Source organism: Lacihabitans sp. CCS-44 (assembly GCF_024343735.1).
Classification (GTDB): Bacteria; Bacteroidota; Bacteroidia; order Cytophagales; family Spirosomataceae; genus Leadbetterella.
In genome coordinates this window covers 174737-201329 of the sequence record NZ_RJUE01000061.1, presented here as the reverse complement: position 1 = coordinate 201329, position 26593 = coordinate 174737, and the positions used below count along the sequence as shown (strand labels likewise).

21 protein-coding genes are annotated in these 26593 nt (G+C 34.4%); 5 read left to right on the top strand and 16 right to left on the bottom strand.

All coding sequences use genetic code 11. The features are described 5' to 3' along the window. The first annotated feature begins 4 nt into the window (after positions 1-4). Entirely contained in the window at positions 5-1483 is a 1479-nt protein-coding gene (locus tag EGI26_RS17215; RefSeq protein WP_255080307.1) for a helix-turn-helix domain-containing protein, read from the top strand. A gap of 4 nt (positions 1484-1487) precedes the next feature. Here the strand turns inward: EGI26_RS17215 and EGI26_RS17210 are convergent, their stop codons facing one another. The 4 genes from EGI26_RS17210 to EGI26_RS17195 form a co-directional block, all read right to left on the bottom strand. Next, complete coding sequence (locus tag EGI26_RS17210) at positions 1488-2084, bottom strand: NifU family protein (RefSeq protein WP_255080306.1); 597 nt, start codon at positions 2082-2084, stop codon at positions 1488-1490. A gap of 108 nt (positions 2085-2192) precedes the next feature. Beyond that, positions 2193-2459, bottom strand: coding sequence for a 50S ribosomal protein L27 (gene rpmA, locus EGI26_RS17205; RefSeq protein ID WP_255049611.1), 267 nt, complete (start codon positions 2457-2459; stop codon positions 2193-2195). Between the two features lie 29 nt (positions 2460-2488). Continuing rightward, entirely contained in the window at positions 2489-2803 is a 315-nt protein-coding gene (gene rplU / locus EGI26_RS17200; RefSeq protein WP_255038233.1) for a 50S ribosomal protein L21, read from the bottom strand. Positions 2804-2911: 108 nt separating this feature from the next. Continuing rightward, positions 2912-3982, bottom strand: a complete 1071-nt coding sequence (locus EGI26_RS17195) for an SGNH/GDSL hydrolase family protein (protein WP_255080304.1) — start codon at positions 3980-3982, stop codon at positions 2912-2914. 240 nt (positions 3983-4222) lie between these two features. On the opposite strand from EGI26_RS17195, the gene EGI26_RS17190 reads away from it, so the two are divergent. After that, complete coding sequence (locus EGI26_RS17190; protein ID WP_255080303.1) at positions 4223-5488, top strand: hypothetical protein; 1266 nt, start codon at positions 4223-4225, stop codon at positions 5486-5488. Here the strand turns inward: EGI26_RS17190 and EGI26_RS17185 are convergent. From EGI26_RS17185 to EGI26_RS17175, 3 genes are read right to left on the bottom strand one after another with little or no spacing between them, the layout of a single operon-like run. Continuing rightward, positions 5485-6591: a glycosyltransferase gene (locus EGI26_RS17185; RefSeq protein WP_255080302.1), complete on the bottom strand. Its 1107-nt coding sequence runs from the start codon at positions 6589-6591 to the stop codon at positions 5485-5487. The genes EGI26_RS17190 and EGI26_RS17185 overlap by 4 nt on opposite strands. A gap of 4 nt (positions 6592-6595) precedes the next feature. Then, the gene (locus EGI26_RS17180) at positions 6596-7738 is read right to left on the bottom strand and encodes a glycosyltransferase family 4 protein (RefSeq protein WP_255080301.1); all 1143 of its coding nucleotides are present in this window, start codon (positions 7736-7738) and stop codon (positions 6596-6598) included. 36 nt (positions 7739-7774) lie between these two features. Beyond that, entirely contained in the window at positions 7775-8899 is a 1125-nt protein-coding gene (locus EGI26_RS17175) for an acyltransferase (protein ID WP_255080300.1), read from the bottom strand. Positions 8900-9213: 314 nt separating this feature from the next. Here EGI26_RS17175 and EGI26_RS17170 point away from each other — a divergent pair, with 314 nt between their 5' ends. Further along, a complete protein-coding gene (locus EGI26_RS17170; protein ID WP_255080299.1) occupies positions 9214-10113 on the top strand; it encodes a glycosyltransferase family 2 protein in 900 nt (299 codons plus the stop codon). 1 nt (position 10114) lies between these two features. Here EGI26_RS17170 and EGI26_RS17165 read toward each other — a convergent pair whose 3' ends face one another. The 5 genes from EGI26_RS17165 to EGI26_RS17145 form a co-directional block, all read right to left on the bottom strand. After that, positions 10115-11407, bottom strand: coding sequence for a hypothetical protein (locus tag EGI26_RS17165; protein WP_255080297.1), 1293 nt, complete (start codon positions 11405-11407; stop codon positions 10115-10117). Between the two features lie 99 nt (positions 11408-11506). Further along, on the bottom strand, positions 11507-12046 hold the full coding sequence (locus tag EGI26_RS17160; protein WP_255080295.1) for a hypothetical protein: 540 nt from the start codon (positions 12044-12046) through the stop codon (positions 11507-11509). A 46-nt stretch (positions 12047-12092) separates the two neighbouring features. Next, positions 12093-14480 (bottom strand): TonB-dependent receptor, encoded by a 2388-nt coding sequence (locus EGI26_RS17155; protein WP_255080293.1) that lies wholly within the window; start codon positions 14478-14480, stop codon positions 12093-12095. Between the two features lie 72 nt (positions 14481-14552). After that, positions 14553-17543, bottom strand: a complete 2991-nt coding sequence (locus tag EGI26_RS17150; RefSeq protein ID WP_255080292.1) for a DUF2723 domain-containing protein — start codon at positions 17541-17543, stop codon at positions 14553-14555. A gap of 111 nt (positions 17544-17654) precedes the next feature. Further along, complete coding sequence (locus EGI26_RS17145; RefSeq protein ID WP_255080291.1) at positions 17655-18284, bottom strand: deoxynucleoside kinase; 630 nt, start codon at positions 18282-18284, stop codon at positions 17655-17657. A 185-nt stretch (positions 18285-18469) separates the two neighbouring features. Here EGI26_RS17145 and surE point away from each other — a divergent pair, with 185 nt between their 5' ends. Next, positions 18470-19246, top strand: a complete 777-nt coding sequence (gene surE, locus EGI26_RS17140) for a 5'/3'-nucleotidase SurE (RefSeq protein WP_255080289.1) — start codon at positions 18470-18472, stop codon at positions 19244-19246. On the opposite strand, the gene EGI26_RS17135 is transcribed toward surE, so the two are convergent. The 4 genes from EGI26_RS17135 to EGI26_RS17120 form a co-directional block, all read right to left on the bottom strand. Continuing rightward, complete coding sequence (locus EGI26_RS17135) at positions 19247-19795, bottom strand: NUDIX hydrolase (protein ID WP_255080288.1); 549 nt, start codon at positions 19793-19795, stop codon at positions 19247-19249. Positions 19796-19860: 65 nt separating this feature from the next. Then, the gene (locus tag EGI26_RS17130; protein WP_255080287.1) at positions 19861-22170 is read right to left on the bottom strand and encodes a family 65 glycosyl hydrolase domain-containing protein; all 2310 of its coding nucleotides are present in this window, start codon (positions 22168-22170) and stop codon (positions 19861-19863) included. Between the two features lie 17 nt (positions 22171-22187). Beyond that, on the bottom strand, positions 22188-22838 hold the full coding sequence (gene pgmB / locus EGI26_RS17125; protein WP_255080286.1) for a beta-phosphoglucomutase: 651 nt from the start codon (positions 22836-22838) through the stop codon (positions 22188-22190). A gap of 11 nt (positions 22839-22849) precedes the next feature. Further along, complete coding sequence (locus EGI26_RS17120) at positions 22850-24715, bottom strand: glycoside hydrolase family 13 protein (RefSeq protein WP_255080284.1); 1866 nt, start codon at positions 24713-24715, stop codon at positions 22850-22852. Between the two features lie 94 nt (positions 24716-24809). Here EGI26_RS17120 and EGI26_RS17115 point away from each other — a divergent pair, with 94 nt between their 5' ends. Beyond that, the gene (locus EGI26_RS17115) at positions 24810-26585 is read left to right on the top strand and encodes an alpha-amylase family protein (RefSeq protein ID WP_409035376.1); all 1776 of its coding nucleotides are present in this window, start codon (positions 24810-24812) and stop codon (positions 26583-26585) included. The last annotated feature ends 8 nt before the right edge of the window (positions 26586-26593 follow it).

The following is a 26593-nucleotide window of genomic DNA, read 5'->3' as shown; positions in this document are numbered from 1 at the left end:
AACCATGAGTCTAAACACCGATCACATAAAGTTGATATTTGGGCTAAAACTCAAGCAATTACGTCAAGAAAAGAACTTTTCATTACAAGATCTTTCAAATGTTTCGGGCCTTTCGATGTCTTATATCAATGAAATTGAAAAAGGTAAAAAATACCCAAAAGCGGACAAAATTTCTTCTTTGGCGGAGGCTTTGGGAATTGAATATGACAATTTGGTTTCTCTAAAACTTAACAAAAAACTTCAGCCTATTTCTAATTTACTCAAATCGAATTTTCTAACTGAAATCCCATTTGATTTTTTTGGAATTGACCCCGCTAATTTGTTGGAAATGCTGTCAGATGCACCTACCAAGCTAAGTGCATTTATCAACACCATCATAAAAATTGGTAAAAGTTACAGTATGAGTGTGGAGCAGTTCTATTTTGCTGTGCTCCGCTCCTACCAAGAAATGCACAACAACTATTTCCCAGAGCTTGAAGAAATTGCAGAAGATTTTTTAAAAAAGAACAACATTCCTGATGAAAAAGTAATAGACGAATTTTATTTGTCAAATCTACTTTCTGATCAGTATGGAATAATCATTGAATTTTTCGATGAAAAAGATTATCCAATTTTAGGCTCGATTAGGTCAGTATTTATTCCGAAATCAAAAAAACTCTTAATTAACAAAAGGATATCGTCTGATCAAAGAGCTTTTACATTGGCAAGAGAATTGGGTTTCCTACACATGAACCTCAAAATGAGACCTATGACATCCTCCTGGATTCAAGTTAACTCTTTCGATGAGGTTTTTAATAATTTCCAAGCTTCATATTTCGCTGGGGCTATTTTGATCAAAAAAGAGCCTTTGGTTCAAAGTTTAAAGCAACTTTTTTCATCAGAAAAGTTCTCAGAGAAAAAGCTAAGTGATATAATAAATAAGTTTCAAACCACTCCAGAAACCTTACTTCACAGGGTTTTTAGTATCCTTCCGAATTGTTTTGAAATTGACAAATTGTTTTTCTTGAGGTTTGAAGCTCCAGTAGGCTCAAAAGATTATGTTTTAACAAAAGAGCTGCACCTTTCAAAATTGCATGACCCGCAAGAAAGCAAAAACGAAAACTATTGCCGAAGATGGGTTTCTCTAAAAATACTTGACGAACTATCGTCTTTACAAAAAAACAAGAAAGACGAATTGCTTATACAAGCTCAAGTGTCAGACTATGAAGATGCTGGAAATCAATACTTTGTGATATCTATTGCTAGACCTTTGAATATTCTGGAAAGCACTAATGTAAGTGTAAGTATCGGTTTTGAAATATCCCCGGAGGTAAGTCAAAAAATCGCTTTCTTGAATGATTCAAAGGTAAAGCACCAAAAGGTAAATCAAACGTGTGAAAAATGCTCGATTTTTGATTGTAAGGAAAGAGTCGCTGCACCAACTATTCTACAGAAAAAAAGGCAAATAAATCAAATGAAAGAGGCTATTGCAAAGCTATCTTAATTGCTTATATTTCTTCTGCCTCTACCAATTTAACCTCAGGAACCATAGAGGTCAATAAACGTTCAATACCTGATTTGAGCGTAATAGTGGCAGATGGACATCCACTACAAGAGCCTTGAAGGAATACTTTCACCAATCCCGATTCTTCGTCAAACGAGGAGAAATTAATAGCTCCACCGTCAGATTCAACTGCCGGACGTACGTATTGATCCAATGTAGCCTTGATTTTGGCAACTATAGAAGAATCATTGGCATCTACAATTAAGGTATTAGAATCTATAGTCTTTTGAGCAAAAACAGAATTGTTCTCATCAAAAAATATCTTCAGGAATTTTTTAAGGTCAAATAAACACTCTTCCCATTCAATATCTGAGTCTTTGGTGATAGTAATAAAGTTGGAAGACAAAAATACCCTTTGAACAAAATGAAACTGAAAAATATCTGCCGCAAGAGGTGAGGCTTTAGATTCATCCATGGCAGAAGCCATATCAGGATAATCGAATGACAAACCCTCAGGTACTATTTCAAAATTTAGAACAAACTTCATTGAGTTCGGATTTGGACTCAATTCTGTGTAAATCATAGTATTTCTCTTCAACATATAATTATCTTTTGCTAACCTTTAAAACACCAGTTTTATAGATTAAGTTTGATTTTTGGGCATAAAAAAAGAGGCTGAGCCTCTTTTTTTCGAATTTCTTAACGGAAATTAAGCTTCTACAGGTGCAGGAAGCACATGTACAAATGATTTGCCATCACGACCTTTTTTGAAAGTCACTAGACCATCTCTTAAAGCAAACAAAGTATGGTCACGACCTAAACCAACATTTTGACCTGGATTGTGCTTTGTTCCACGCTGACGAACGATGATATTACCAGCAATAGCTGACTGACCACCATACAATTTAACGCCCAAACGCTTGCTTTCTGATTCACGACCGTTTCTAGAACTACCGACTCCTTTCTTATGTGCCATCGTCTTTTAATGTTTTAAATATTAATTAATTAAGCTGCAATTATTTCGTCAATCTGAATCTTTGTCAACGACTGACGGTGTCCATTTTGCTTCTGATAACCTTTACGTCTTTTTTTCTTGAAAACGATGACTTTCTCACCTTTCAAGTGTTCAATAATTGTGCATTTTACGGTTGCACCTGCCACGGTTGGAGCTCCTACTGAAACTGCACCGCCATTATCAACAAGGAGTACCTTGTCAAAAACAAGCTCAGCGTTCGTTTCTCCCGCCAAACGGTGGGTATAAATGAAACGACCCTTTTCAACTTTAAACTGCTGGCCTGCTATCTCTACGATTGCGTACATCTTAGCTAAATTTAAATGATAATAAAAAAATTGGAGTGCAAAATTAAGATTTTATTTCTAATAAACAAATTGAAACTTAAATAAAACCCCTTTTTCATTACAAAAAACTTACTTTTTCCAATTTTCAAAAATGATTTCACTTATTTTCTCGCAACCGGCATCTGAAAAATGCATATCATCAAAAAAATATTTACTGTCTTTCGGTAACAATTTCGCTAAATCTATGCACTTTAAGTTCTGCTTTTCACACAATTCCCTCACCGTTTGATTGTAAATTTCGAGCTTCTGAAAATATTGAATGCCGCTCATGTTGTAAATTTCATAGTTGCCCAAATCTATACCCGAAGTTGGATCAATTCCCTCTCCAAAAAGCAAAGGTTGTGTAACGAATATGGGCTTTACACCGTTCTTTTTACAAATATTTATCAAAGACAAAACCCTTTTCGCATACTGTGCTTGAGCTTTTTTGTGTAATTCAAGAACTTTGTTCATTTCATACTGGCTAAGGTAATTCTGCATGTCTTGCTTTTTCAAAGTCCATTCAGCATTGTCTCTTACTCCCAATTTAAAGGCTTGATAACTTCTATAAAATGAATGAATTAGATTTACTAGTCTTGAATGTTCCTCAATTTGTAACACATAATATTCGCCATTTTTCTCAGTAAGCTTTCTATCGAAGCTATTTCCGCCATTTTCGGTGGTGGCAAGGTCGTTTATGCCAATTAAAAAGAAAGCAAAATCAGGCCTTAATTCAGACAAATATCCGTTTAGCAGTGAAATATGCCCTTTTGTCGAATGTCCGTTTAGTCCAGCATTGTTCACTAAAAATTGGGATCCTATTTTTTTGCCGACCAAAAAAGGCCAATGTTTGTTGTCATCTATAAAAAAACACTCTGTTGTACTTCCCCCCACGAATATAATCTTTGTCTTTTTTGAGTTGACATCCCACTCTTCACCCCTAAATCCTACAGAATTTTTAGTGTGAATAGCATTTTTGGATATTTTAGAAAACTTGTCATTAGGCAAAGTGTATTTCTGATTTTTGGGCAAAACAACCTCATTTCCCTTTATACGAACTGGAACGGGCGAGAAAAAACGAAGAAATATCTCTAATGCTACCGCTACAATGATCAAAACGTAGAACAAATAGATGATTTTCGATAAAATACCTTTTAGCATTTATAGTTTTTTTTAGGCATCGATTAAAGGCAATAAATTTTGGAATATCAGCATAGTATGCCTTTGTCAAATTAAATGATTCTTCCAAAATGTGGGCAAAGATAATAAATTGAGCTATTAAAATTACAAACATGTAAGAAGACTGGTTTGGTGACAGAAAAAAAACTATCCTAACAAAGAGATTATATACTAATTTTGGGAAGTATTTCACTAAAAAGAAAGTTTCATCAACAATTCTTTATGATTTCTAAAGCCAAACTTGTTTTATTTACTTTGATCTATTTACTGGGAGGTTCTATTTTCTTGCATTTTTTTTATCTTAAAGACTGGAACCATTCAATTTTTGAAATAGCTTTTAATTTCGGTGACGTTGTAGAAAACATCATTAAACATAACAAGTTTGAAGGTAAATATGCAGACAATATTGACATTGATTTTAGAGCCCACAGACTCCCGGCGATTCCTTATTTTATTGCCTATTTGAGCATAATTTTTGGCACGCAAAAGATACTTTTTGTTACACTTCTTAAAAATCTAATTTTCTCATTGCTTTGGATTCCCTTTCTGCACGAAGGTATAAACAAAAGAAATATCAAGCCTATTTTTAAAGTCATCATAGCGGGGTTTTTACTAAGTTTCCCTCAATTGTTCCTACACGGTCTCCAAATTGACCTTGAAGAAGCCTATATCATACCTATTTTGGCTTACTATTGGTTTTTGGTAACCAACGATAAACCATTTACAAAGTGGCAACAAGCATATTTTATTGTTTTGCCTTCTTTACTGTTTTTTTCAAAGAATACTTTCTTATACATAATCCCAATTCTATCTGTAATCATTCTGATTACGGACAGAAAAAAAACAAAATTTATCATAGCAAGTCTTTTATTATTAGTTATTTCTGCATTTTCTTTGGCTTCTTTTAATCAAAAAAACTCTGGAAAATTCACCTTAAAATATTCTTTAGAGTGGTTTAATATTTATAAAGGAAACAACGAAAGAACTGCAAAACTTTATCCAAAATATTCTTTGGATATTTTAGATTTTGAGGATTACTATAAAATTCCTTATTCTATAAAAAATGAATGGGAATTCAATGAATTGTTTAAAGAAAAAACGGTCACTTATTTTGAAAATCACCAAAAAGAAATTGTAGAATTATTGCCCACCAAAATCCTAACCATCTGGTTTGATATTCGGCCAAACGGAATTTTTCCTGGATTTGAAAAGAACCTAACTACACCACTGAAAATACTAGGGATGGCTTATATGCTCGTATTTAGACTGCTGCAATGGTTTTGTTTGGTATATTTATTTCTATTGTTACTGGGTAAAAACAGGAAATATCATGCTTCACTTAGCCTTAAATATATAAGTCTGATTGGTCTATATTTTATACCATACACCATAGCATTTGGCTTCGAAAGACACCTTTTGCCAGTAATAATACCAACATTATTAACATTAATAAAGATAATGGAAGACAGACAAGCTTCGAGGAATTAGAAAAGTTGTTTTACAATTCGGTCAAATTGGCCACAAACTTTTGAAGTTTCGAATCTTTCTTCCACCAATTTTCTACCATTTGTAGCCATTTTATCGGCCAACTGTTGGTCTTGTAAAATTTGTACGATTGATTTAGAAATGGAGTCGATATTAAGTGCTATTACTTCCCCAGCTTGGTATTCTTTTATCTCATTTGAAAGTCCTGTTTCAGTAGATACAACCACTGGCAATTGATAAACCAATGCCTCTAGAACAGCTATAGAGAATCCTTCAGAATAAGAAGGAAGTGTGAAAACCTTGGAACTTAGTAATAAATCTATTTTGGCTTGCCCATCCACAGCTCCAACATAAATCACCGACTTTTCAAGTTTATTTTTTTTTATAAAATCTTGAACAAAACCCAGCATTCCGAAGTCAGGCCCTGCAATGATCAACTGAGCATCAGGAATTTTAGCTATAACTTGTTTGAATGCTGGCAAAAGCAAATCCAGCCCTTTTTTTTGATGAAGCCTACTCAAAAAGAGTACTTGGTTGGCTTTTTTTATGGTTTTGAAATTTATTTTTGGTACGTCAATTCCGTTGGGGATAATTCTAATATTTAATGTTTCTTGTCCTAGATAATTTGCTACTTCATTTTTTTCTCCTTCATGAAGGACATGAACCATTCTTGCTTTTTTCAGAAATTTTTTTTGAAAACTATAAGTAAACAACACCCTCTTTAGTCTATTTCCTATGAAAGTATAAGGATGGGCACAGCCATGAACCGTAACAATACTCTTATTATGCAGCCTGAGTAAATAAGCCGCCAACAAAGTAAAATTCCATAAACCATGCAAATGAACGATATCAAAGCCATGTTCATTTTTCTTCAAAATTTGCCATAATTCAGAGGAAAACAACGGAAGAAACCTAGTGAGCAATTGCGGAGCTATGGAAATAAAGTTCACTCCTTCAATATCCTTATATCTTTTTTGGCCTTCCAAATCCATCGTAATTATGGTCACTTTTTCACCATGCTCAACCTGGAATTTCGCTATATCATAAACCACTTTTGACGCCCCACCGTTTTCCCAAGTATAGGACAAAATATGTACAAAATGCATAATTTTAAGCTGATTGATATATTCTTTGAAAACCGTTTACAATTCTTTTGGCCACTTCCTCTACCTTAAAATCCTTGATTATCTCCAGAGATTTGGATTTCATAATTTCCAATTTATGCATGTCCAACACAAACGACTTCATCGCATTTTCAAGGCTATTTTGATTTCCAGATTCAAAAACATACCCATTATCTTGAACTAAGTCATCTTTGCAACCACATGAATCTGAGACAATTACACCCAAGCCACAAATCATAGCCTCATTTACCACCAAACCCCATGGCTCGGAGTTGCTGGGTAAAACCAAACAATCAGATTGGCTAAAATATTTTGGTACCCCTTGCCAATCTACGGCAGGGAACTTATAAATATGTTTATTCTGAACTTCAATTAATTTTTCGATTTCCTCATCTAAAAGCCCATTTCCCAAAATAATCAAGCCCCAATCTTCAGCCTCAACAATTTTGGATTTAATATTTTGAAAAGCCTTGACAAGAATAGGTATGTTTTTCACACCAATGATTCTCCCAACATAAATAAAGTTTTGAGGAGTCTTAATTACCTCTGACAAAAAAATCTCCTCTTTAGCTTTTTCAAAGACCTTTCTAATTGTTTTATCATCCACAACAGCTCCTTTTTGTTCAATAAACTGATCGGGTTTTGCTCCTAATTCAATCAAATAATCCTTAGAAGTTTTACCAAAAACGATAAAACCATCACTCATTTTTACAAGAACTTTCTTTAAAAACTCCTTAAGAAATGATCTTTGATGGTCAAATGAGGTCGATTCATTTGAAATTACTACTTTTTTTCCAAGCAAGAACGAAAATATAATGGCCAAAGTCAAGGACAAATCCCCAGCCCATCCTGTAACATTCACAACATCAGGCTTGTAGCTCCTAATATATCCAAGCACTGCTTGAACTTTTTTGAATGTCGGAATATTCTCAATAAAATCATCAAAAAGCAGTTTGAAGCTGTATTGGTAATTGACTTCGGGACTTGACATATTCTTCCTTGAAATATCATTTTTGGCTATTTGAAGAACACAAATCTCCATCTTATCAGTCCTTTGTCTTTCGATTGCCTCAAACAAAACTGACTTATAATGTGTCCAAAGAATATTATGAATAATTAAAATCCTCATTTTTAATAAAAGTGTTTTTTTGTAGCAAAATCATCTTTATTCTTTTGGCATTTTTGGTTTCATGAAGGGCAGTTCAACTATAAAATGAGTTAGATAAGCCATTATCAGACTAACAAATATGCCTAAAAATACAAAAAATGAATGTTTTGGAAGTTGATTTTGACTGAATTTAAGCACTACTCCTGATATAAAGACCAATACCGGAAAGTGAATTATATACAGGGTATAAGAAAAATCTCCAAAAAATTTAAAAATTTCTATAAGCTTTAAACTGATATTCTTGGTTTGAAAATACAACAAAATGGAAATCACAGCGGTCAGTAATAATGCAATTCTAAAATCATACAAATGGCTGTAAACGGGTAAAAATGGCAATAGAATGAATCCTAATATGTTCATAAAAGCAAACTTCAATAGACCAATCCCAATCCTTTTGGAATATATTTCTGCTAAAATCACTCCTGCCCACCAGCTTATTATAGCACTAAATACTGACTTGGAAAGTGTTTCTGTCCAAAAAGACGTATAATTGACCAATACAAATAATACGACAATTAGGAAAGTCGAATAATAAATGTGTTTCCGAGAAAATAGCAAAAAAATGGGGTAAATCATATAAAACCACCACTCTAACTTTAAGGACCAAGTAGGCCCATTTGTACCAAAAATGGGCACATATTCTTTAAATAAAAAAAACACGTTGCCAATAAAAGTAGAAAAACTAAGACTTTGGTTACCAACAGTAATATTAATTCCCTCATTTGGTGTGTTTCCTGTGTATATAGAAAAACCATAATTTCTTCCTATAAAATCTAATAAACCTGTAAGACAAAGAGCAAACAAAAAAGGTGGGTATATTCTCCTAATTCTTTTTATATAAAATTGTCTAATGTTAACCTTTTGCCAAGGGTCACTCAAAAATTTCTTTACATAACCTTTGTGTATTACAAACCCAGAGAGTACAAAAAATAGCAAGACAGATTCATGTCCAAATTTAAAGATAGACAAGAAATACATAGACAATTTATCAATCCAATCATATTCCGTGGTGTGTTTTAAATAACCTTCACTATAACCTTCCCAAAGTAACCACCTTGCGTGACCTATCATCACATATAAAGCGGCCAATCCTCTGAGACCATCTAAAACCTTAATATTCATTAAATAAAGCAATGTTTAAAAATTCAAGAAGGCAAAAACTCACCTCTTTGAACAAAAAATTAATCTGAGAAAAGTAAAAATTTAGTTTGTAAATGCGTATTCTTTGCCAAAGATAGAAAATTTATCCATTAAAACTTTTCCTTGATTTGAAGCAAAAGGTAAATATCATGCTTTATTAAGCCATAAAGCTTAGCTTTCTTATTTTAAGTAAAGTCGAAATGGCCAAATTTTGAATATTTGGTTGTAATTTTGAGTAATTAGATACTTAACATTTCTGATACAAGATTAATGACTTCTTGGCAATTCAATTATTAATGAGGATAACTGCTGTAATACTGACTTTTAACGAAGAAAAACATATTGAAAGGTGTATTGCCTCTTTAAAACCAATTTGTGAAAGAATTTGCATTGTCGATTCCTTTTCTACTGATGCTACGCTCGATATTTGTAAAAGATTGAATGTCGAGATTTTTCAAAACAAATGGGAAAACAATCATTCAAAGCAAATGAATTGGGCCATTGAGAATTGTAATATTACCTCAAAATGGACCATGAGAATGGATGCCGATGAATATGTTTTGGAAGAATTACAAGCTGAAATCAATTCCAAAATTGAAACTTTGAGCAGCAACATTGCTGGAATTGAGTTAAAGCGTAGGGTTTATTTCAAAAATAAGTGGATAAAGCATGGCGGGTTTTATCCAATAAAACTCATCAGAATTTGGAAAACTGGTGAAGGATATAGCGAAGAACGGTTTATGGATGAGCATATCGTCGTTAATTCTGGCGAAATAATATGTTTGGACCATGATATCGTTGACGAAAACCTAAATGATATCAATTGGTGGACAGCCAAGCATTTAAATTATGCAAGACGTGAAGCTGTTGATTTTTTATCTAATAAATATTCGTTTGGCTTAAACACCGAAAAAGATGTAAACATCACCAAACAAGCAGAGAGAAAAAGGAAGATCAAAGATAATTTCTATTACAAACTGCCTTACGGACTTAGACCGATGATATATTTCTTTTTGAGATTTATCGTACAGATGGGTTTCTTAGATGGCCCAAAAGGATGGATTTTTCACTTTTTACAAGCATTTTGGTACAGGATTGTGGTGGATATAAATATTTATGAAATTGAAAAGGCCTGTGATGAAGACTCAAGAAAAATAGAGGAATTTATTGTAAAAAAATGGGGAATAAATTTCTGATTTATTTTCGTACAAACCGAACCAACAAAATATACATTCCTAATCGTGTATAGTCCACCACAACCCCAGCAGTGAAATTGGCAACAAAGTAATAAATAAAGGCGTAGGCAATAAATTCAGTACCCATACTGTCAGGATTCTTGATTTCCTTCCAGGCAATTTTGACTAAATGGAAAAACATGACTGAATAAAAAATAAAAATAAGTATTCCATAAGAATCTAGAACCTCCATTTGAGGAACATCAACATACAAACTTTGATAACCATTCCCAAAAACCGCATACCTAACCTTACCCTCTTCAATATTTTCGGCAAACCTCTCAAAAACGGTAGAAATCAACATTATTCTGGTATTTGCTGAATCGTCACCTGATACTTTTTTGCTTTTTTTCTTTCCATCTGAAGAATCAAAAGACTCCATAATGCTCGTCAATCTATAACCCATATAGTTCGTAATCGGCGTTATAAAATCCGTGTCTTTATCCAATGACGAAACGCCTTTGGTTATTCCCAAAACCAATGCCAAAAGTACGTACCACTTGAAAAACAGAAACTTAATGGTCGAACCTACTTTCCTTAAGTTAAAATTAAAAAAGAGGAAAAGAGCCAAAAATATAAACGCTGCTAAAAAAGCAAGCATGGTTTGTGTCAAAAATAAAACCACTATGAATAGTAAAATTGCGAGCAAAGGTATAATAAACCCTAACTTGATTTGCTTGTTATACTTTAAAGCCAAAACACTGGCTATCAGGCCGTAAAAAGCTCCTCGAGAATTGATATGAGGATTGCCACCAGTAGCTCCGTCTTCATCTAACGCGATAGAAGCTCTTTGACCAAATTGGTAAAGTGGATTTGTAAATGTGAAATATATAAGCGAAACAGCCCCTAAGACAGAAAGAAAAATAATGAAATAAATAAAATTCTTATTTAAAGATTCTCTTTTTATAAAAATTGAACCAAAGTAAATAAGGAAAATAAGAATAAAATTAAGAAACTCACGAACTCCATTAACTGCTGTATATCTATCTCGAAGAAGGTAGTATGTGAATCCAATAATAATAAACCAAGATAAAAGCGTAAATCCTACTTTATTTGGGGCATCAAAAGTCTTTAAATCTTTGAAAATCAGAGATAAAGCAAAGGGAAAAAATAACAAGAAAATAGCAAAAAAAGTATTTGCAGGAGCTAATTTCACACCATCTCTCAGAAAATAAATAAATGGTAATCCAGCCACAAAAGTAGCAACTGCTAATGCATCTCTATTCGCTAAAAACTTATTTAGAATATACTTCATTCAAAAAAATTTATCAAAAATACAATGAAATATCTTCACTTGGGAGCATTTTTTGGAAAAGCTAATTTAAAATGAAAATTGTGTGGAGTTAGATTTAGCTTATTTAACTTCTAAAGCAAAATCAATATTTATGTCGTCACTCCCAGGAATTGAAGTCCCGTCTTTGGTGTTTTTACCGTTTATTGGCGGCTGATGTCTAAGCTGCACTTTTAGCATTCCCATGCCTGCCGATTGCGTGCTATACTTTCCTATTAAGCCTATTGGAAGCAAGTTAACGTCTTTGTCTGCATAAGAATACGTTCCCAAAGCAATTGTCGAAGGCGTAAATAACACCAAATGCTCATCACTTTCGCCACTCACTTCTTGTGTGATATTAACTGCTGGTGATTTACTTTCATCCAAAAACTCAATGCTGAGGTCATAAGTAGTGTTGGCAGCCAAACTAATTTTATCAATTACTGGTGTTATTCCACCGTCACCATCTAAATCTTTGTAGCTAAACGACTTAATGTCAGTACCGTTTTTAAAATTCAGTTTAATGGTGGTTATTAATTCGTTCTCCTCTCCTATCTCATCTTCTTTTTTACAAGCTGAGAAGCCCAATACAAAACACAACAACAAAATACTCGATTTTTTCATGGATGAAATTATTTAAATGCAACAATGTTGCAAATATAGAAATAAATCAGAAATTGATGTTAGTTCTTAAAGAAAAATTTCTTCCAATATCGTCTGTGAAGTAGCGGAATCTATTCAAATAATCGCGGTACTGCGTATTTAGAACATTCTTACATTCTAAAATTATGTTGACCGTGCTGAGATTTTTAAACTTATAATTTTTAGAAACTGAAAGATCAAACAAATTGTAAGCCGCTGGAGCAGCCATATAGTCTCCACCTATTAATTTTAGAGCTGTTTCACCACTAATATTATCAAATATCTGATTTTGAGGTGTTCTGTTCTGTTTAGCTACAAATTGATGATTCAGAGCCATTTCGCTCAACCACGATTTATTGAATTTATAATTTATGGCTGTCTCCGATTTATTGGCAGGAATAAATATCAATGGCTGATTTCTGGTTAGATCATCTGCCCAAAGAAGTGAAAGCTGGTTGGAAATTGTAAATTTTTGAAACTTAGAAATCGTATTTGAAATATCGAATCCCACAAATCTGGCGTTTGTTTGGGTATATTTAAACTCTGGAAAAGCCCCTCGAATAGTCAAAACAGAATTACCTGTGGGAGCTAGAAAAACATAATTCCTCAAATAATTAAAATATCCCAAAACCTCGAATTGATAAAATTTATCAGAAAAATTGAGTACAATTGAGTTCTCGATAGCCTTTTCTGTTTTCAAATTCACATCTCCCACCTCATAAGTAGCAGAGCCATGATGAACTCCATCGCTAAACAATTCATTGACAACAGGTGGTTTCCAAGCTGTTGCAAAATTATAACCCAATTTAATTCGATTTTTGAAAATTCTAGAAATACTAAAAGTATTGGTCAAGTTCTGATTGCCAAAAAACTCGTTTGAGATTTCATTCTGAAGTCTTTTCAAATAATAAACATCCAAAAAACGTCTATCATACCTCATTCCCGCCTCCATTTCAAAATCTCCTTTGACATATCTTTCAATCCAGAAAGCCCCAACAGTAACGTTTGTATAATTAGGTATTAAGACATTAGATTTTTGAGGAACATTTATGCTGCCCGTGGAAATATTGTATTGATAAAGCCCATTAAGACCTAAGTTGCCGGATATTCTTTTAATAAATGGTTTATGATTGAACAAAACCTCTAAAGTGTTGGTATTTATTTTAAAAACCTGAGCCGTATTTCTATCCCCTCTAAGTGCATCTACTTCCGCCCGAAAATTATACTGTTGTCCAAAAGTGACTTGAAGATTTTGGTTGTTGCTGAGCAATTGATTCAATTTCAGTTTGAAAAGACTATGCTGAATGTCTTGATATGGTTTATTAATTTTGTAAGAAAAAGACTCTGGCGTGTAAACATCTAATGGTTTTTCGCGGCCAATGGCCAAAGCCAAATCAGTTGTATTGCCTATATGTGCACCTGAAAATATACCGATTTTTGAATTAAATTGACTAAAAAAAAGATTCAGGTCAGTTTTCTTTTTTGAATACTTGGCACCCAATGAAAAATTAAACTCCTGTGAGCCAGTATTTGCTAAATTGTACGCAGGGGTTGAAGTATTGCCTCCTTTTTTGGTACTTGCCTGAACTCTCCAATCCAAACCTCTTATCTTATGAAAACTGCTTTCAACTATTCCAGAAATTCCGTTTTGTAAGCCATTCGACATAAAAAACTGATTGATTTCAGTTTGTATTTTATCTAAATGTTTCAGTTCATTGGGTTCAATAACAATTACGCCTCCAATGGCTTCAGGTCCATATCTAACACTTTTGGCCCCCTTTATGACTGTAATTTGCTTGGCTAAAAATGGATCTATTTCTGGAGCATGCTCATTTCCCCATTGCTGACCTTCATGCCGAATGCCGTTGTTGATGGTAAGGATTCTATTGGAATGCATTCCGTGGATCACCGGTTTTCCTATCGATGAGCCTGTCTGAATAATCGAAATGCCCGAAATGGACGTAAGAATAGTTGCTAAATTCTGCCCTGTTAGTTTATTGAGTTGTTCCGAATCCAGCTGTTTTTCGTTTCCACTGATATTTTCAATTCTCTTGGCAGATATATTTACGCCATCTAAATGTATTTGAGACTCATTTAGGTTAAAATCATGGGTGTTTTCATGAACAAGGTTAACTTCTAGCTTTTGAGAATCATATCCCAATATCCGAATATTCATTTCATATTTGCCTTCGCAAACATTTTCAATTAAATATTCTCCATTTTTATTGGTAAATGTAGCTTTTTTCTGGGCACTAATTTCTACTAAAGCTCCAACAACTACTTCGCCTGATTGTCTATCAATTATTTTCCCTTTAACAAAACAAGTACAATTGAGCGTCTGTCCAAATGATAAATTAGACAAAATAAGGATAGAAATAGTGAGCCTAAATGTATAAGAAATTCCTTTTTGCAACATGATTGCAAAAGTAATAAAAAAGCCTCGAATAATATTTTATTCGAGGCCTTTAATATGTTTTAATCAAAAAATCTACTGAACTTTGGCCAAGTGACCATCATAAATCTTTTTAAATTTCTCCGACAGTGGCTTATCATATTGCTCAGCTGCCGAATATAACATTTGAATTGTTCGCATATTCGATTGAATCAACTGCTGCACATTTCCGTCTCCCCATTGTCTATTACCTGGAGTTTTACTTTGCTCAATAAAATACTTAAGTTCCTCATCTGCCCTATTTACCATTAACTCAGCTATTTTCTTGGCTTTTTCCGATTTTCCAATTTCATAATAAAAAATCGGATAATTACCTACCAATTGATCAAAAGGAATCGTATTATCTGGCATTAATTCTAAAGACTTGTCCAAGAATTTCTCTGCCTCGTCTTTTTTACCTTCTCTTACCAATTCATCCACTAGCCTTAAGAATGCAAACCTTGCGGTTACCATTGGCACCTTTAGATAAGTTTCAGAGTCATAATAAACATTTGGATTATTTAAGTTTCTCCAAGACATTTTATTAAGGAGTCTGTCTTTCATAATTTCTGAATTGACAAATCCATCTCTTGCACCTGCTACTTTAAACGGCATCAGTCTGTACGCATAGCCTTCGAGCTGGCAATATTCTTTCAAATTCAAATAAGAAGAAGGCGACAATGTACCAGAGAAATAAATTGGCCTTTTCCAATTGTTTTGAGCAATCATATCCAAAACCAAAAGGTCATTTTTCAAAATATCTCTTTCTCCGAAATTCCACTCAATTCTATCTTTTACCAAAGCTTTGTATTTCTCTGGAACGAAATTAGCTCTTGCAATTTCTTCAGAATTTTGATCCATGTAGAAGTTTGGTGATGGCAATACGCTTATCATTTCACCCGAACTTACCTGCATTTGAATAGCTGGATCGTTGTTTTTTACCAAATTCAAATACTCTTTAAGATTAATCCCTGCTTGAATTTGCGGATTTGGATTCTTCACGAAAGGAATCTGATCGTTTATTCCTTTGTAATAGTTCTCAATATTCATCGAAATAGGCAAAGCTTCTGACTCGTAAGTTTTTCTTTTCATTTGGTCAATGTACCAGTCTGTACCCAATAGACTCAAATTACATACTCTCACGTCAGTTCTGAACCCTTCAACTTCCTGAACATACCAAAGCGGGAATGTGTCGTTGTCGCCACCAGTAAACAGTATGGCGTTCTTTTCACAAGAATTCAATAGGTTTTTCGCAAAATCTATTTGGTGGTATCTGTCTGACCTATCATGACCTGGCCAAGCTTCTTTTGCCATTATTATCGGCACCGCTAAACCTAAAACCGTCGCAACTCCAGATTTAACCGTTAAGTTTTTAATAAATTTCAAAACATATTCTGCAATTCCCATAACACCTATTCCTATCCAAATAGCAAAGAAATAGAACGAACCCACATAAATATAATCTCTTTCACGTGGTTCAACGGGTGGTGAATTTAAATAAATCACTAATCCTAAACCAGTAAAAAAGAAAAGTAAAAACATCACAATGGCATCTTTACCCCTTTTCAAATACATAAAAAAGAAGCCCAAAATACCCAAAATCAATGGGAGTCCATAATAATTGGTTCTGCCTTTGTTATTTGCAAATGAAGCTGGCAAATCTGATTTTGTCTCAAAGATATTTGTTCCATAAACATCAGAAATATCTGAAGCTCTTCCCCAGAAGTTCCAAATAAAATACCTCCAATACATGTGTCCAAACTGGTGACTGAACATGAATTTCAGGTTATCAAACAATCCAGGCCTCTGACCATCCGCAAGATTCAATTTGCTTTTATATAGGTTAATATGAGATGGATCCTGACTCCAAACACGTGGCAACAACATTTTTCCGTTATTATCCCACACATATTCTGGGTTATAATCGTACACCTCGTATTTATCTTTTCCTACTTTATAATTCGGTTCACCTTTTTTAATTTCAGTCAACTGAGCGGTATAAATTGGGCCATAAAGCAACGGTCTCGAACCGTATTGCTCTCTTTTAAGATAATAAGTAAAGTTTAATACGTCACTTGGATTGTTCTCATTGATGGGTGGATTGTAATTAGACCTGATCAAAGCAATCGTATAGGTAGAATAACCAATCAAAACAAAAGCAAAAGAGAGCAAAATGGTGTTCGCAATGGCCTTACCTTGTTTTTGCGTGTAGTGAATACCATAGGCTAAAGCTGCAATCAGAACGATGATAAAGAAAATCATACCTGATGCGAATGGCAATCCGAATGTGTTCACGAAAAGTTTATCGAAAGAAAAACTCAAGGTTGGCAATCCTGTGATCAAACCCACCATAATAACCCCCAATACAACTAATCCTGCGAGAAAAGCTATGAAACCACCTTTGAAAGATACTTTATCAGTTTTTCTAAAATAAAACAAAATAGCCAAGGCAGGAATCGTTACCAAATTCAGCAAATGGACACCAATAGATAGACCTACCAAATAAGCTACTAAAAGCAACCATTTATTCTGAGCGGCTGGATTTTCAATCAATTCCCATCTAAATGCCGCCCAAACAACTATGGCCGTAAAGAACGAAGACATACCATAAACTTCCGCCTCAACAGCCGAAAACCAGAAGGATTCTGAGAAGTTGTAAACCAATGATCCTACCAAAGCGGCTCCCAAAACAAGAACAGTCTCGCCGAAGTTGATAGTTTCTGCATTTTTACTAAGCATTTTTCTTCCAATCAATGAGATTGTCCAAAACATAAAAAGAATGGTAAATGCACTGGCCAAAACAGAAACCATGTTCACCATCAATGCCACTTTGGTAACATCTGAACCTGCAAACATGGAGGCTATTCTACCAATTAGTAAGAAAAAAGGTGCTCCAGCTGGGTGTGGTACTTGCAATTTGTACGCACAAGCTATAAATTCTCCACAATCCCAGAAACTAGCCGTTGGCTCTACTGTTAGCGTGAATGTTATCAATGAAATGACAAAAACCAGCCATCCACCAATATTGTTTAAACTTCTAAAACTCATAAGTAATTAATATTCAATTGATTAATTTTATTTATCAGGACTTTTTTCCAAATTATTTTCAAAATAACAAAATTCGAACCAATAAAGGCGTAATAATTATTATAAATAAAGTTAAATTTTGAGCTGTGTACCCAAATTTATCGTTTTATCTATCCTTTCCACAATGCTCTTGAAATCATCCGGTTTAGACACAAAATCCAGGTTGTTGACATCTATTTCTATCAGTTTGCCATGCTGGTATTCCTTTGTAAAACCCTCATACAATCTATTTAGGCTTATCAAATAATTGGGGTCAATATTTTGCTCAAAATCTCTGTTCCGCTTTTTTATTTGTGTAGTGAGTTTCGAAATGTCTGCTTTAAGGTAAATCATCAAATCGGGTGGAGATATCGCCTTCATTATGGTGTTAAAAAGTCCCCGATAAGTGTTATAATCGGTTTCATTCATTTGACCATTTTCGTATAAATTTTGGGCAAAAATATAGGCATCTTCGTAAATTGTACGGTCCTGAATGATGGTCTTTTCTTGTTGATTTATAATCTTCAGAACTTGTTCAAACCTCGAGTTGAGGAAGAATATTTGCAGGTGAAAAGACCATTTGGCCATATCTGTATAAAACGGTGCCAAGTAAGGATTGCCATCAACTGCCTCATAATAAACTTCCCAACCATAGTGTTCAGCGAGTTTTTCAGCTAATGTGGTTTTTCCAGCTCCTATATTGCCAGTTATAGCTATATGCATTTCGTTTGTTAATGTTTATGCAAAAATAGCATAAATTGGGAAAAATTTCACCAATTATTATAAGTTTGCGTTATGAATAATGACAAATTTTAAACAATTGATAGTTAGAAGAAATTTAAAAATCTTACCTTTGGTATCCATTTAATATTGATAGAACTTCAGCAAATATTTAGAAAATACAAGACATGACAAAACCATTAATACTAGTAACAAACGACGACGGTATAACTTCAAAAGGCATAAAAGTACTGATTGAAGAGATGTCTAAAATAGGCGAAGTGTACGTAATGGCTCCCGATAGCCCTAATTCGGGCATGGGTCACGCTATTACTGTAGACTCCACCATCCATATTAAAAAATCACCTATTTTTGGAGATATTGCTTCTTATGAATGCTCAGGTACTCCAGCAGATTGTGTAAAATTGGCAAAACACGAATTTCTAAAAGGAAGAAAAATTGATCTATTGGTTAGTGGAATAAACCATGGCTCCAACTCTTCTATTTCGGTAATCTATTCAGGAACAATGTCAGCGGCTATTGAAGGGGCCATAGAAGGAATTCCTGCAATTGGCTTTTCATTGGATGATTTTCACTATGATGCAGATTTTGAACATACTAGGCCATATTTATCCCAAATTGCCCACTTTGTTTTGAAAAATGGCATGGCAAAAGGAACTGCACTTAATGTAAATTTCCCAAATAGTCAGAAAGGAGAAATAAAAGGTATAAAAGTATGTAGGCAAACAAATGGCTATTGGCAAGAGGAGTTTGACTCACGCAAAGACCCTCATGGAAGGCCCTACTATTGGATGGGTGGGCATTTTGTAAACAGGGAAAGCGAAGCTACTGATAATGATCTTTGGGCTCTTGAAAACAATTATATATCAGTAGTCCCTTGCCAATATGATTTAACAAACTACTCAGCCATAGAATCGCTAATAGATAGTGGTATTGAGTCCTGACTATAAACCTTTAAGTCTGGCTATTTTTAAGATTCCGGCAATGGAAATAGAATCCGTTATTTGGTTATTCATCACTAAATCAACGGCTTCTTTTAAACTTACTTTCTTTATTATCAAGTCTTCCGTTTCTTCTGGTTCAGCTTGTCCTTCAAGCAATTCTTCTGCTAGAAATATGAATCCAACCTCGTTACAAACTGAGTTGGAGGTATGAATTTTAGAAATTAATGTCCATTTTTGAGCTGTAAAACCTGTTTCTTCCAACAATTCTCTTTTGGCTGCATCCAAAATGTCCTCACCAATGGGACATCCACCTTCGGGAATCTCCCAAGAATATTCCTCCAAGGGAAAACGAAACTGACCAACCAAATAGGTATTGCCTTGATTATCAACAGGAACAACTCCAATAGCGATGTTTTTAAAATTAACTTGCCCATAAATTCCTTTTCCACCAGATGGATTAATAACCTCATGGTGTTGAACTTCAATCCAAGGATTAGAATAAGGAACTATGGTGGAAATTTTCTCCCAATTATTTTTTTCTTTTTCCATATTTTACATCACAAAAAAGAGAAAACAAATCTAAGCAGATTTGTTTTCTCCCAAATACTAATAAATTATCCTACACTAAAATACTCAGAATTTCCTTTTATTAGCACTTTGTTATCAAAAAGCGAAATTTCAACGTCGGATTCCGAAAGATTCTTAATTGTGACTCCGTCTTTAGAAATACCAATTTCCAATAGATTATTTTTCAAACCTACCCTAAAAGACAGTGATTCCCAGTTGGAAGGCAGAATTGGATTAAGATGCAATTGCGTATTTTTCACCCGCATTCCACCAAATCCTTTTACTACAGACATCCAAGTTCCAGCCATGGAAGTTATGTGCAATCCATCCTCTGTATCATTGTTATAATCATCCAAATCTAGCCGAGCTGTCCGAACATACATTTCATAAGCCTTTTCAATCTTGTCTAATTTACAGGCCAAAATAGTATGAACACAAGGCGAAAGCGAGGATTCGTGTACGGTCATTGGCTCGTAGAAATCAAAGTTTCTTCTTTGGGTGTCGATATCAAAATCATCTTCAAAGAAACACAAACCTTGCAAAACATCAGCTTGTTTTATAAAACACGATCTTAAAATTCTATCCCATGACCAATTCTGGTTAATTGGGCGATGTTGCCTTATTTGCTCAACATTCAATAGTTCTTTGTCCAAAAAGCCGTCTTGCTGTAAATACACCTGCCTTTCTTCGTCATACGGAAAGTGCATTTTGTCTACAATCTCAGTCCATCTGGCGGTTTCTTCTTTTTCTTCAAAATTTAGTTCTGCCTTAATTCTTAGATAATCGGTTGCGTTATTTTTTACTTTGTTTATGGCTTCTAAAGTATATTTGAGCGTCCAAATAGCGATATAATTAGTATACCAATTGTTGTTTACGTTGTTCTCGTATTCGTTCGGACCTGTAACGCCCAACATTACAAATTTTCGTAAATTCTCAGACCAAGTTATCCTTTGCGACCAAAACCTAGAAATAGAAATCAACACCTCCAAGCCAAACTCATTCAGATACGTTTCATCGCCAGTGTAATTTATATAATCGTATATAGCATAGGCAATAGCACCGTTTCTGTGAATTTCCTCAAAGGTGATTTCCCACTCATTGTGGCATTCCTCTCCATTCATGGTCACCATAGGATACAATGCCGCACCTTTTTTAAAACCTAACTTTTGAGCATTTAAAATAGCTTTTTGAAGATGGTTGTACCTGTAAACCAATAAATTACGTGCAACAGAGTGTTCCGCCGCTGACAAGTAAAATGGAATGCAATAAGCCTCAGTATCCCAATAAGTTACGCCGCCATATTTTTCTCCAGTAAATCCTTTGGGACCAATATTCAGTCTAGCATCTTGCCCGGTATAAGTTTGTAGCAAATGAAAAATATTGAATCTAATACCCTGTTGGGCAGATTCATCTCCTTCTATTTTAATGTCACAGTTTTCCCATTTCAATTTCCATGCGTCTCTTTGCAAAACCTGTAATTTCAAATTTGCAACAGAATCGAGTGACTTTTCGCACTCCGTCACCAAATAATCAGGAAAGAAATTATTGGAACTATGAATAGCCACTTTCTTCAAAATCCTAACTGATTGCATTTTCTTTGCATCAATTTCAAACTCCAATCCTGTGTATTTTTCAGATTCAATATTTTTGAAAGAGACAGCTTGTTTATGCCCACCAAGGAAAATTTCGACATCCATTCCAGCACAGATATCAAATCTTTCTACTGCAAATTTATTTTCTTTGGTTTTAACTTGAAGATAGGCTCTGTTATCGTTTGCAGACTTTGAAATCTCATCCCAGAAATATTCATTATAATTGGAATCACGATTCTGAACGTTTCCATCCAAATATGGGGTGATTTTTATTTTGCCATCAAAATTTACAGGAATTATCTCATAGTCAACCTGACCTATCTGATCATGCGTAATACTACAAAACCTGACACTTTCAATATGTAATTCTTTACCATTCTGAAGGCGAATTTTACAAAAACGCATCAAATGACCATGCTGCATGTGTAATTCCCTATAAAACTCCAGAATCTCACATTTGGCCAAATCCACCATTTCGCCGTCTATTTCTATATCAATACCTATCCAGTTGATAGAGTTTATGACTTTTGCAAAATAATCAGGGTACCCGTTTTTCCACCAGCCCACTCTCGTTTTGTCTGGAAACCAAACACCCGCCACATAATTTCCTTGAAGCGTTTTGCCTGAATATCTTTCTTCAAAATTGCCTCTTTGACCCATTTTCCCATTACCAAGACTCATCAAGCTTTCGGTAATCTCATTAAATTCTGCATGAAATCCACTCTCTACCACCCTCCACTCATCATGCTTAATGTAACTCTTCATTTTTCTCGTATTTGATATTAAAGTATTTTCGTAATTATTTCACTCGGGCTCATTTCAAACAGGCCTTTTACCACAAAATCAGCATTGTTTAAGACTTCACAACTTCCGATACCAACAGCCACCATTCCAGCTGCTTTTGCTGCTTGCACACCAGCGTAGGCATCCTCAAAAACCACGCAAGCGTCATATTCTACCTCCAAAGCTTCGGCTCCTTTCAAGAAAACTTCAGGGTCAGGTTTACTTTTAGAAACATGATTTCCATCAATTAAAGCATCAAAAAGACCTAAAATGCCCGTTTTCTCTAGAATTAGACTGGCATTTTTAGATGCAGAACCTAAGGCTATTTTTATTCCAAGATTTCTGGATTCTTTCAAAAAAATTTCAACTCCAGGCAGTATATCATTGACTGTCATCTGATTAACCAATTCCAGATACCAATCGTTTTTTATTTTAGCATATTTCTCTTTTTCTTCTTGGCTCAGGCTCACTCCACCATGCTTTAAAATGGCATCCAAAGAATCCATTCGGCTAATACCTTTCAGTGTTTCATTAAATTCTTCGTCAATATCGAAATTCAGCTGGTTGGCCAATCTTTTCCACGCTTTATAATGAAATACAGCCGTATCCACAATCACTCCATCCAAATCAAACAAAAAAGCTTTTATCATTATATAGTATATTAGTTAATCTCAAGAATCATCACTCCTTTTGCAGGAATATTAAGTGTAGAAATATCGTCTATCTTAGTATCCAAAAGGACATTTGTTGCTGATTTTGAACCTTTTAACACTTCTTCAAATCTGCTCGTATCCAAAGTTTTATCTGTTTTATTGGTATTAGAAACAACCATCACCCTTTGTTTATGAGTATATCTAAAATACACATAAACACCATCTTGAGGTACAAACTGCATAAATTTACCATTTTCGATGGCATCTGAGTTTTTACGATAATTTGCCAATTTCTTTACAAAATCAAAAGCCACATTTTCTTGCTCAGTTCTTCCGGCTTTGTCAAATTTATTAACAGCATCTTCTTTCCATCCACCAGGAAAATCCCTTCTAACTTCAGCGTCTGAAGGATCTTTGAAGTTTTTCATCAGAATTTCCGTCCCATAATAAAAATGAGGAATGCCTCTCAAGGTCATCAACCAAGTTATTCCCATTTTATATTTGTTGAAATCTTCACCAATAACCGAGAAAAATCGGTGATGATCATGATTTTCAAGGAAGTTAACATTTTTGGTAGCATCAGCATAAGCCAAATCTTGAGCCAAAACGCTATACAACCTACTTACTCCATCATTCCACCCAAAATCGTGGTTTAATGCATCAAACATGGCCTCTTCAACCACAAAATCCAATGCTCCTGGCAAATTACTTTTAAATGGAATGGCCAAATTATTCTTTGTAAAATACGCCTGACTGATAACCGTATTCACCGCTGATTCCCCAAAAATATGAATTTTAGGATATTCGGTAAGCAATGCTTGGTTACATTTATTCATAAAGTACAAATCATTATAAATATAGGTATCTATTCGCCAAGCGTCAAGGTCAAAAGTTTCGACTGACCAAAGGGCATGCTGAATTAGAAAATTTGCAACGAAGGGGTTATTTTGGTTCAAATCTGGCAGAAATGAGGTAAACCAACCATTTCTAACTTCCTTGGTGTCTTTTGGCGAGGCATGAATATCAAAAAGTGGCTGATCTTTGTAGGTAGTGTTGGTGTATTTGTCCCATTGATTGAGCCAATCTTTTGATGGCATATCTTTTAAAAACCAGTGATTTATCCCAACATGGTTATAAACAGCATCTTGCACCATTTTTATGCCTTTTTTGTGTGCTTCATCCGAGAGTTTTTTGTAGGCCTCATTTCCTCCAAGTCTTTTATCTACATTATAATGGTCTGTAAAACCATATCCATGATAAGCACTTCGCATTACGCCACCTTCGTCGGTTAAAAACTGATTGTTTTCAATCACGGGCGTCATCCAAATAGCTGTGACCCCAAGTTCTTTAAGATAATCCAAATGCTCGGTAACTCCTTTCAAATCACCTCCATGGCGTAGAAACGGATTCTTTCTGTCATGATTAGGATCCGCCATGTCAGCAAATTTGTCGTTTGAGGGATCGCCATTGGCAAATCTGTCGGGCATCAATAAGTATATGAAATCTGCTTGATTTAGTCCTTTAGGATTTGCTGATTTTGATTTAAGTTGGAAATCAAAAGTTGTCCCATTGCATGTAAATTTAAGATTTCCAGGCTTGGTACTTTTCGAAATTTCTAAATCCACAAACAGGTAGTTTGGATTTTCTACGGTATGTACTTTTTTAAGTTTCACACCAACATAAGGCTTCAAAATAACATTGTTTGCCTTTAGATTTTTGCCATAAATCATCAGCTGGAGATTTGGATTTTTCATTCCAACAAACCAATTGGTAGGATTTACTCTTGCAATATCAGCTTTTTGGGCTTGGGACGTAAAAACACAGAAAACTAGTATTATTCCAAGATAATACAAATTTGGTAATTTATTCTTCATGAGGTTAATAGTATTTTTTTTACAAAATAAAGCATTATGACTGTTTTTTCATAAAAAAAACATATTTACCTTTGAAATTATACTTTAACCTAAAATGAAGTTTTTATCTTCAATTCTCATCGTTTTAATGCCTATTATGAGTATTGCCCAAAACCAAACCAAAAGTTCGGACAAATTAGCTGTTTATCAGATTTTCACGAGATTATTTGCCAACCAAAACACCACAAACAAGTTCAATGGGACTTTAGAAGAAAACGGAACCGCCAAATTCAAAGACATCAATAAAAATGCATTAAAGTCTATTAAGGAGCTTGGGATTAGCCACGTTTGGTACACAGGTATTATTGAGCACGCTACCATGAGTGACTTTAGTAAATTTGGCATAAAAAAAGATCATCCGCAAGTTGTAAAAGGCATTGCTGGCTCGCCTTATGCCATCAAGGATTATTACGATGTAAATCCATATTTGGCTGAAAATGTGGAAAATAGAATGACCGAATTTAAAGATTTGGTAAAGAGAACCCATGAGCTTGATTTAAAAGTTATAATTGATTTTGTACCCAATCATGTTTCTAGAGAGTACAATTCGGATGTCAAACCCCAAGGAATTACTGATTTTGGTGAAAAAGATGATAAATCTAAGACTTTTAATTCCCAAAACAATTTCTATTACCTTCCGAATCAAGCATTTGAGATTCCTGAGGGTGTGAATCCTCCAGTAGCTTTTAAAGAAAAATATAGTGAATTCCCAGCCAAAGCGACGGGAAATGATGTATTTTCGGCCAAACCAAGTATCAATGACTGGTTTGAAACCTTGAAACTAAACTACGGTGTGGATTATTTGAATGGCAGAACCACTCATTTTGACCCAATTCCAGATACTTGGTTGAAAATGAAGGATATTTTAGCCTATTGGAGTGCAAAAGGTGTAGACGGATTCCGTTGCGACATGGCAGAAATGGTTCCTGTAGAGTTCTGGGGCTGGGTAATTCCTGAAATAAAGGCGATAAATCCTAAAGTAATTTTCATTGCAGAGATTTATAATCCTAACGAATACGGAAATTACCTTTTCAAAGGAAAATTTGACTATTTATACGATAAAGTTGGTCTTTATGACGCTCTTAGAAGACTAATTGAAGGTCATGGAAATGCCAATGACATCACAGCGGTTTGGCAAAAAGAATCGGGTAATTTCTCAAACAGAATGCTTCGGTTTCTCGAAAACCATGACGAACAACGTATTGCTTCCGAAGAATTTGGCAAAAATCGAGAATCAGCTTTAGCAGCAATGATGCTTTCGGCAACACTACACACAGGACCAATTATGGTTTATTATGGTCAGGAACTTGGAGTAAAACCTAGCCAAGCCGAAGGTTTTCAAGGCAACGATGGCCGAACTACGATATTTGATTATTGGGGAGTAACTGAGCTTCAGAACTGGATAAATAAAGGAAAGTTTGACACCAAAAAACTCAGTAAAGAACAAAAAAGTTTAAGAGAATTTTACGGAAGCACATTGATTTTTGCACAAGAAAACCCTGCTATTTCTGATGGCGAATTTCATGATTTACAATATTTGAATTTTAACTCTGAAGGTTATGATTCTTCAAAAGTTTATTCTTATTTGAGATATACCAATGAGCAAATATTACTTTTTGTATATAATTTCGATTTAAATAGCGAAAAAAACATAAAAGTATCACTTCCAAAAAATGTATTGGAAAAACAGTTTGGAAATGTGACTCAGGTAAAACTAAAACAAGTTTTTGAAGGAAAAGAAAAGCAAAAATTGACCATAGAAAAATCACAAACTGATTTAATAAATATTCAACCTAATTCATTCAAAATTTTTGAGATAACAAAACCTTAGATATACTA

Bases quoted from the DNA above. Each gene is read 5' to 3' on its own strand.
- EGI26_RS17145 (WP_255080291.1), bottom strand. From the start codon at position 18,284: ATGCATATAGCTATAACTGGCAATATAGGAGCTGGAAAAACCACATTA.
- EGI26_RS17135 (WP_255080288.1), bottom strand. From the start codon at position 19,795: ATGGAAAAAGAAAAAAATAATTGGGAGAAAATTTCCACCATAGTTCCT.
- EGI26_RS17170 (WP_255080299.1), top strand. From the start codon at position 9,214: ATGAGGATAACTGCTGTAATACTGACTTTTAACGAAGAAAAACATATT.
- EGI26_RS17165 (WP_255080297.1), bottom strand. From the start codon at position 11,407: ATGAAGTATATTCTAAATAAGTTTTTAGCGAATAGAGATGCATTAGCA.
- pgmB (WP_255080286.1), bottom strand. From the start codon at position 22,838: ATGATAAAAGCTTTTTTGTTTGATTTGGATGGAGTGATTGTGGATACG.
- surE (WP_255080289.1), top strand. From the start codon at position 18,470: ATGACAAAACCATTAATACTAGTAACAAACGACGACGGTATAACTTCA.
- EGI26_RS17130 (WP_255080287.1), bottom strand. From the start codon at position 22,170: ATGAAGAGTTACATTAAGCATGATGAGTGGAGGGTGGTAGAGAGTGGA.
- EGI26_RS17175 (WP_255080300.1), bottom strand. From the start codon at position 8,899: ATGAATATTAAGGTTTTAGATGGTCTCAGAGGATTGGCCGCTTTATAT.
- EGI26_RS17155 (WP_255080293.1), bottom strand. From the start codon at position 14,480: ATGTTGCAAAAAGGAATTTCTTATACATTTAGGCTCACTATTTCTATC.
- EGI26_RS17115 (WP_409035376.1), top strand. From the start codon at position 24,810: ATGAAGTTTTTATCTTCAATTCTCATCGTTTTAATGCCTATTATGAGT.
- EGI26_RS17120 (WP_255080284.1), bottom strand. From the start codon at position 24,715: ATGAAGAATAAATTACCAAATTTGTATTATCTTGGAATAATACTAGTT.
- EGI26_RS17195 (WP_255080304.1), bottom strand. From the start codon at position 3,982: ATGCTAAAAGGTATTTTATCGAAAATCATCTATTTGTTCTACGTTTTG.
- EGI26_RS17215 (WP_255080307.1), top strand. From the start codon at position 5: ATGAGTCTAAACACCGATCACATAAAGTTGATATTTGGGCTAAAACTC.
- EGI26_RS17180 (WP_255080301.1), bottom strand. From the start codon at position 7,738: ATGAGGATTTTAATTATTCATAATATTCTTTGGACACATTATAAGTCA.
- EGI26_RS17160 (WP_255080295.1), bottom strand. From the start codon at position 12,046: ATGAAAAAATCGAGTATTTTGTTGTTGTGTTTTGTATTGGGCTTCTCA.
- EGI26_RS17150 (WP_255080292.1), bottom strand. From the start codon at position 17,543: ATGAGTTTTAGAAGTTTAAACAATATTGGTGGATGGCTGGTTTTTGTC.
- EGI26_RS17190 (WP_255080303.1), top strand. From the start codon at position 4,223: ATGATTTCTAAAGCCAAACTTGTTTTATTTACTTTGATCTATTTACTG.
- rpmA (WP_255049611.1), bottom strand. From the start codon at position 2,459: ATGGCACATAAGAAAGGAGTCGGTAGTTCTAGAAACGGTCGTGAATCA.
- EGI26_RS17185 (WP_255080302.1), bottom strand. From the start codon at position 6,591: ATGCATTTTGTACATATTTTGTCCTATACTTGGGAAAACGGTGGGGCG.
- EGI26_RS17210 (WP_255080306.1), bottom strand. From the start codon at position 2,084: ATGTTGAAGAGAAATACTATGATTTACACAGAATTGAGTCCAAATCCG.
- rplU (WP_255038233.1), bottom strand. From the start codon at position 2,803: ATGTACGCAATCGTAGAGATAGCAGGCCAGCAGTTTAAAGTTGAAAAG.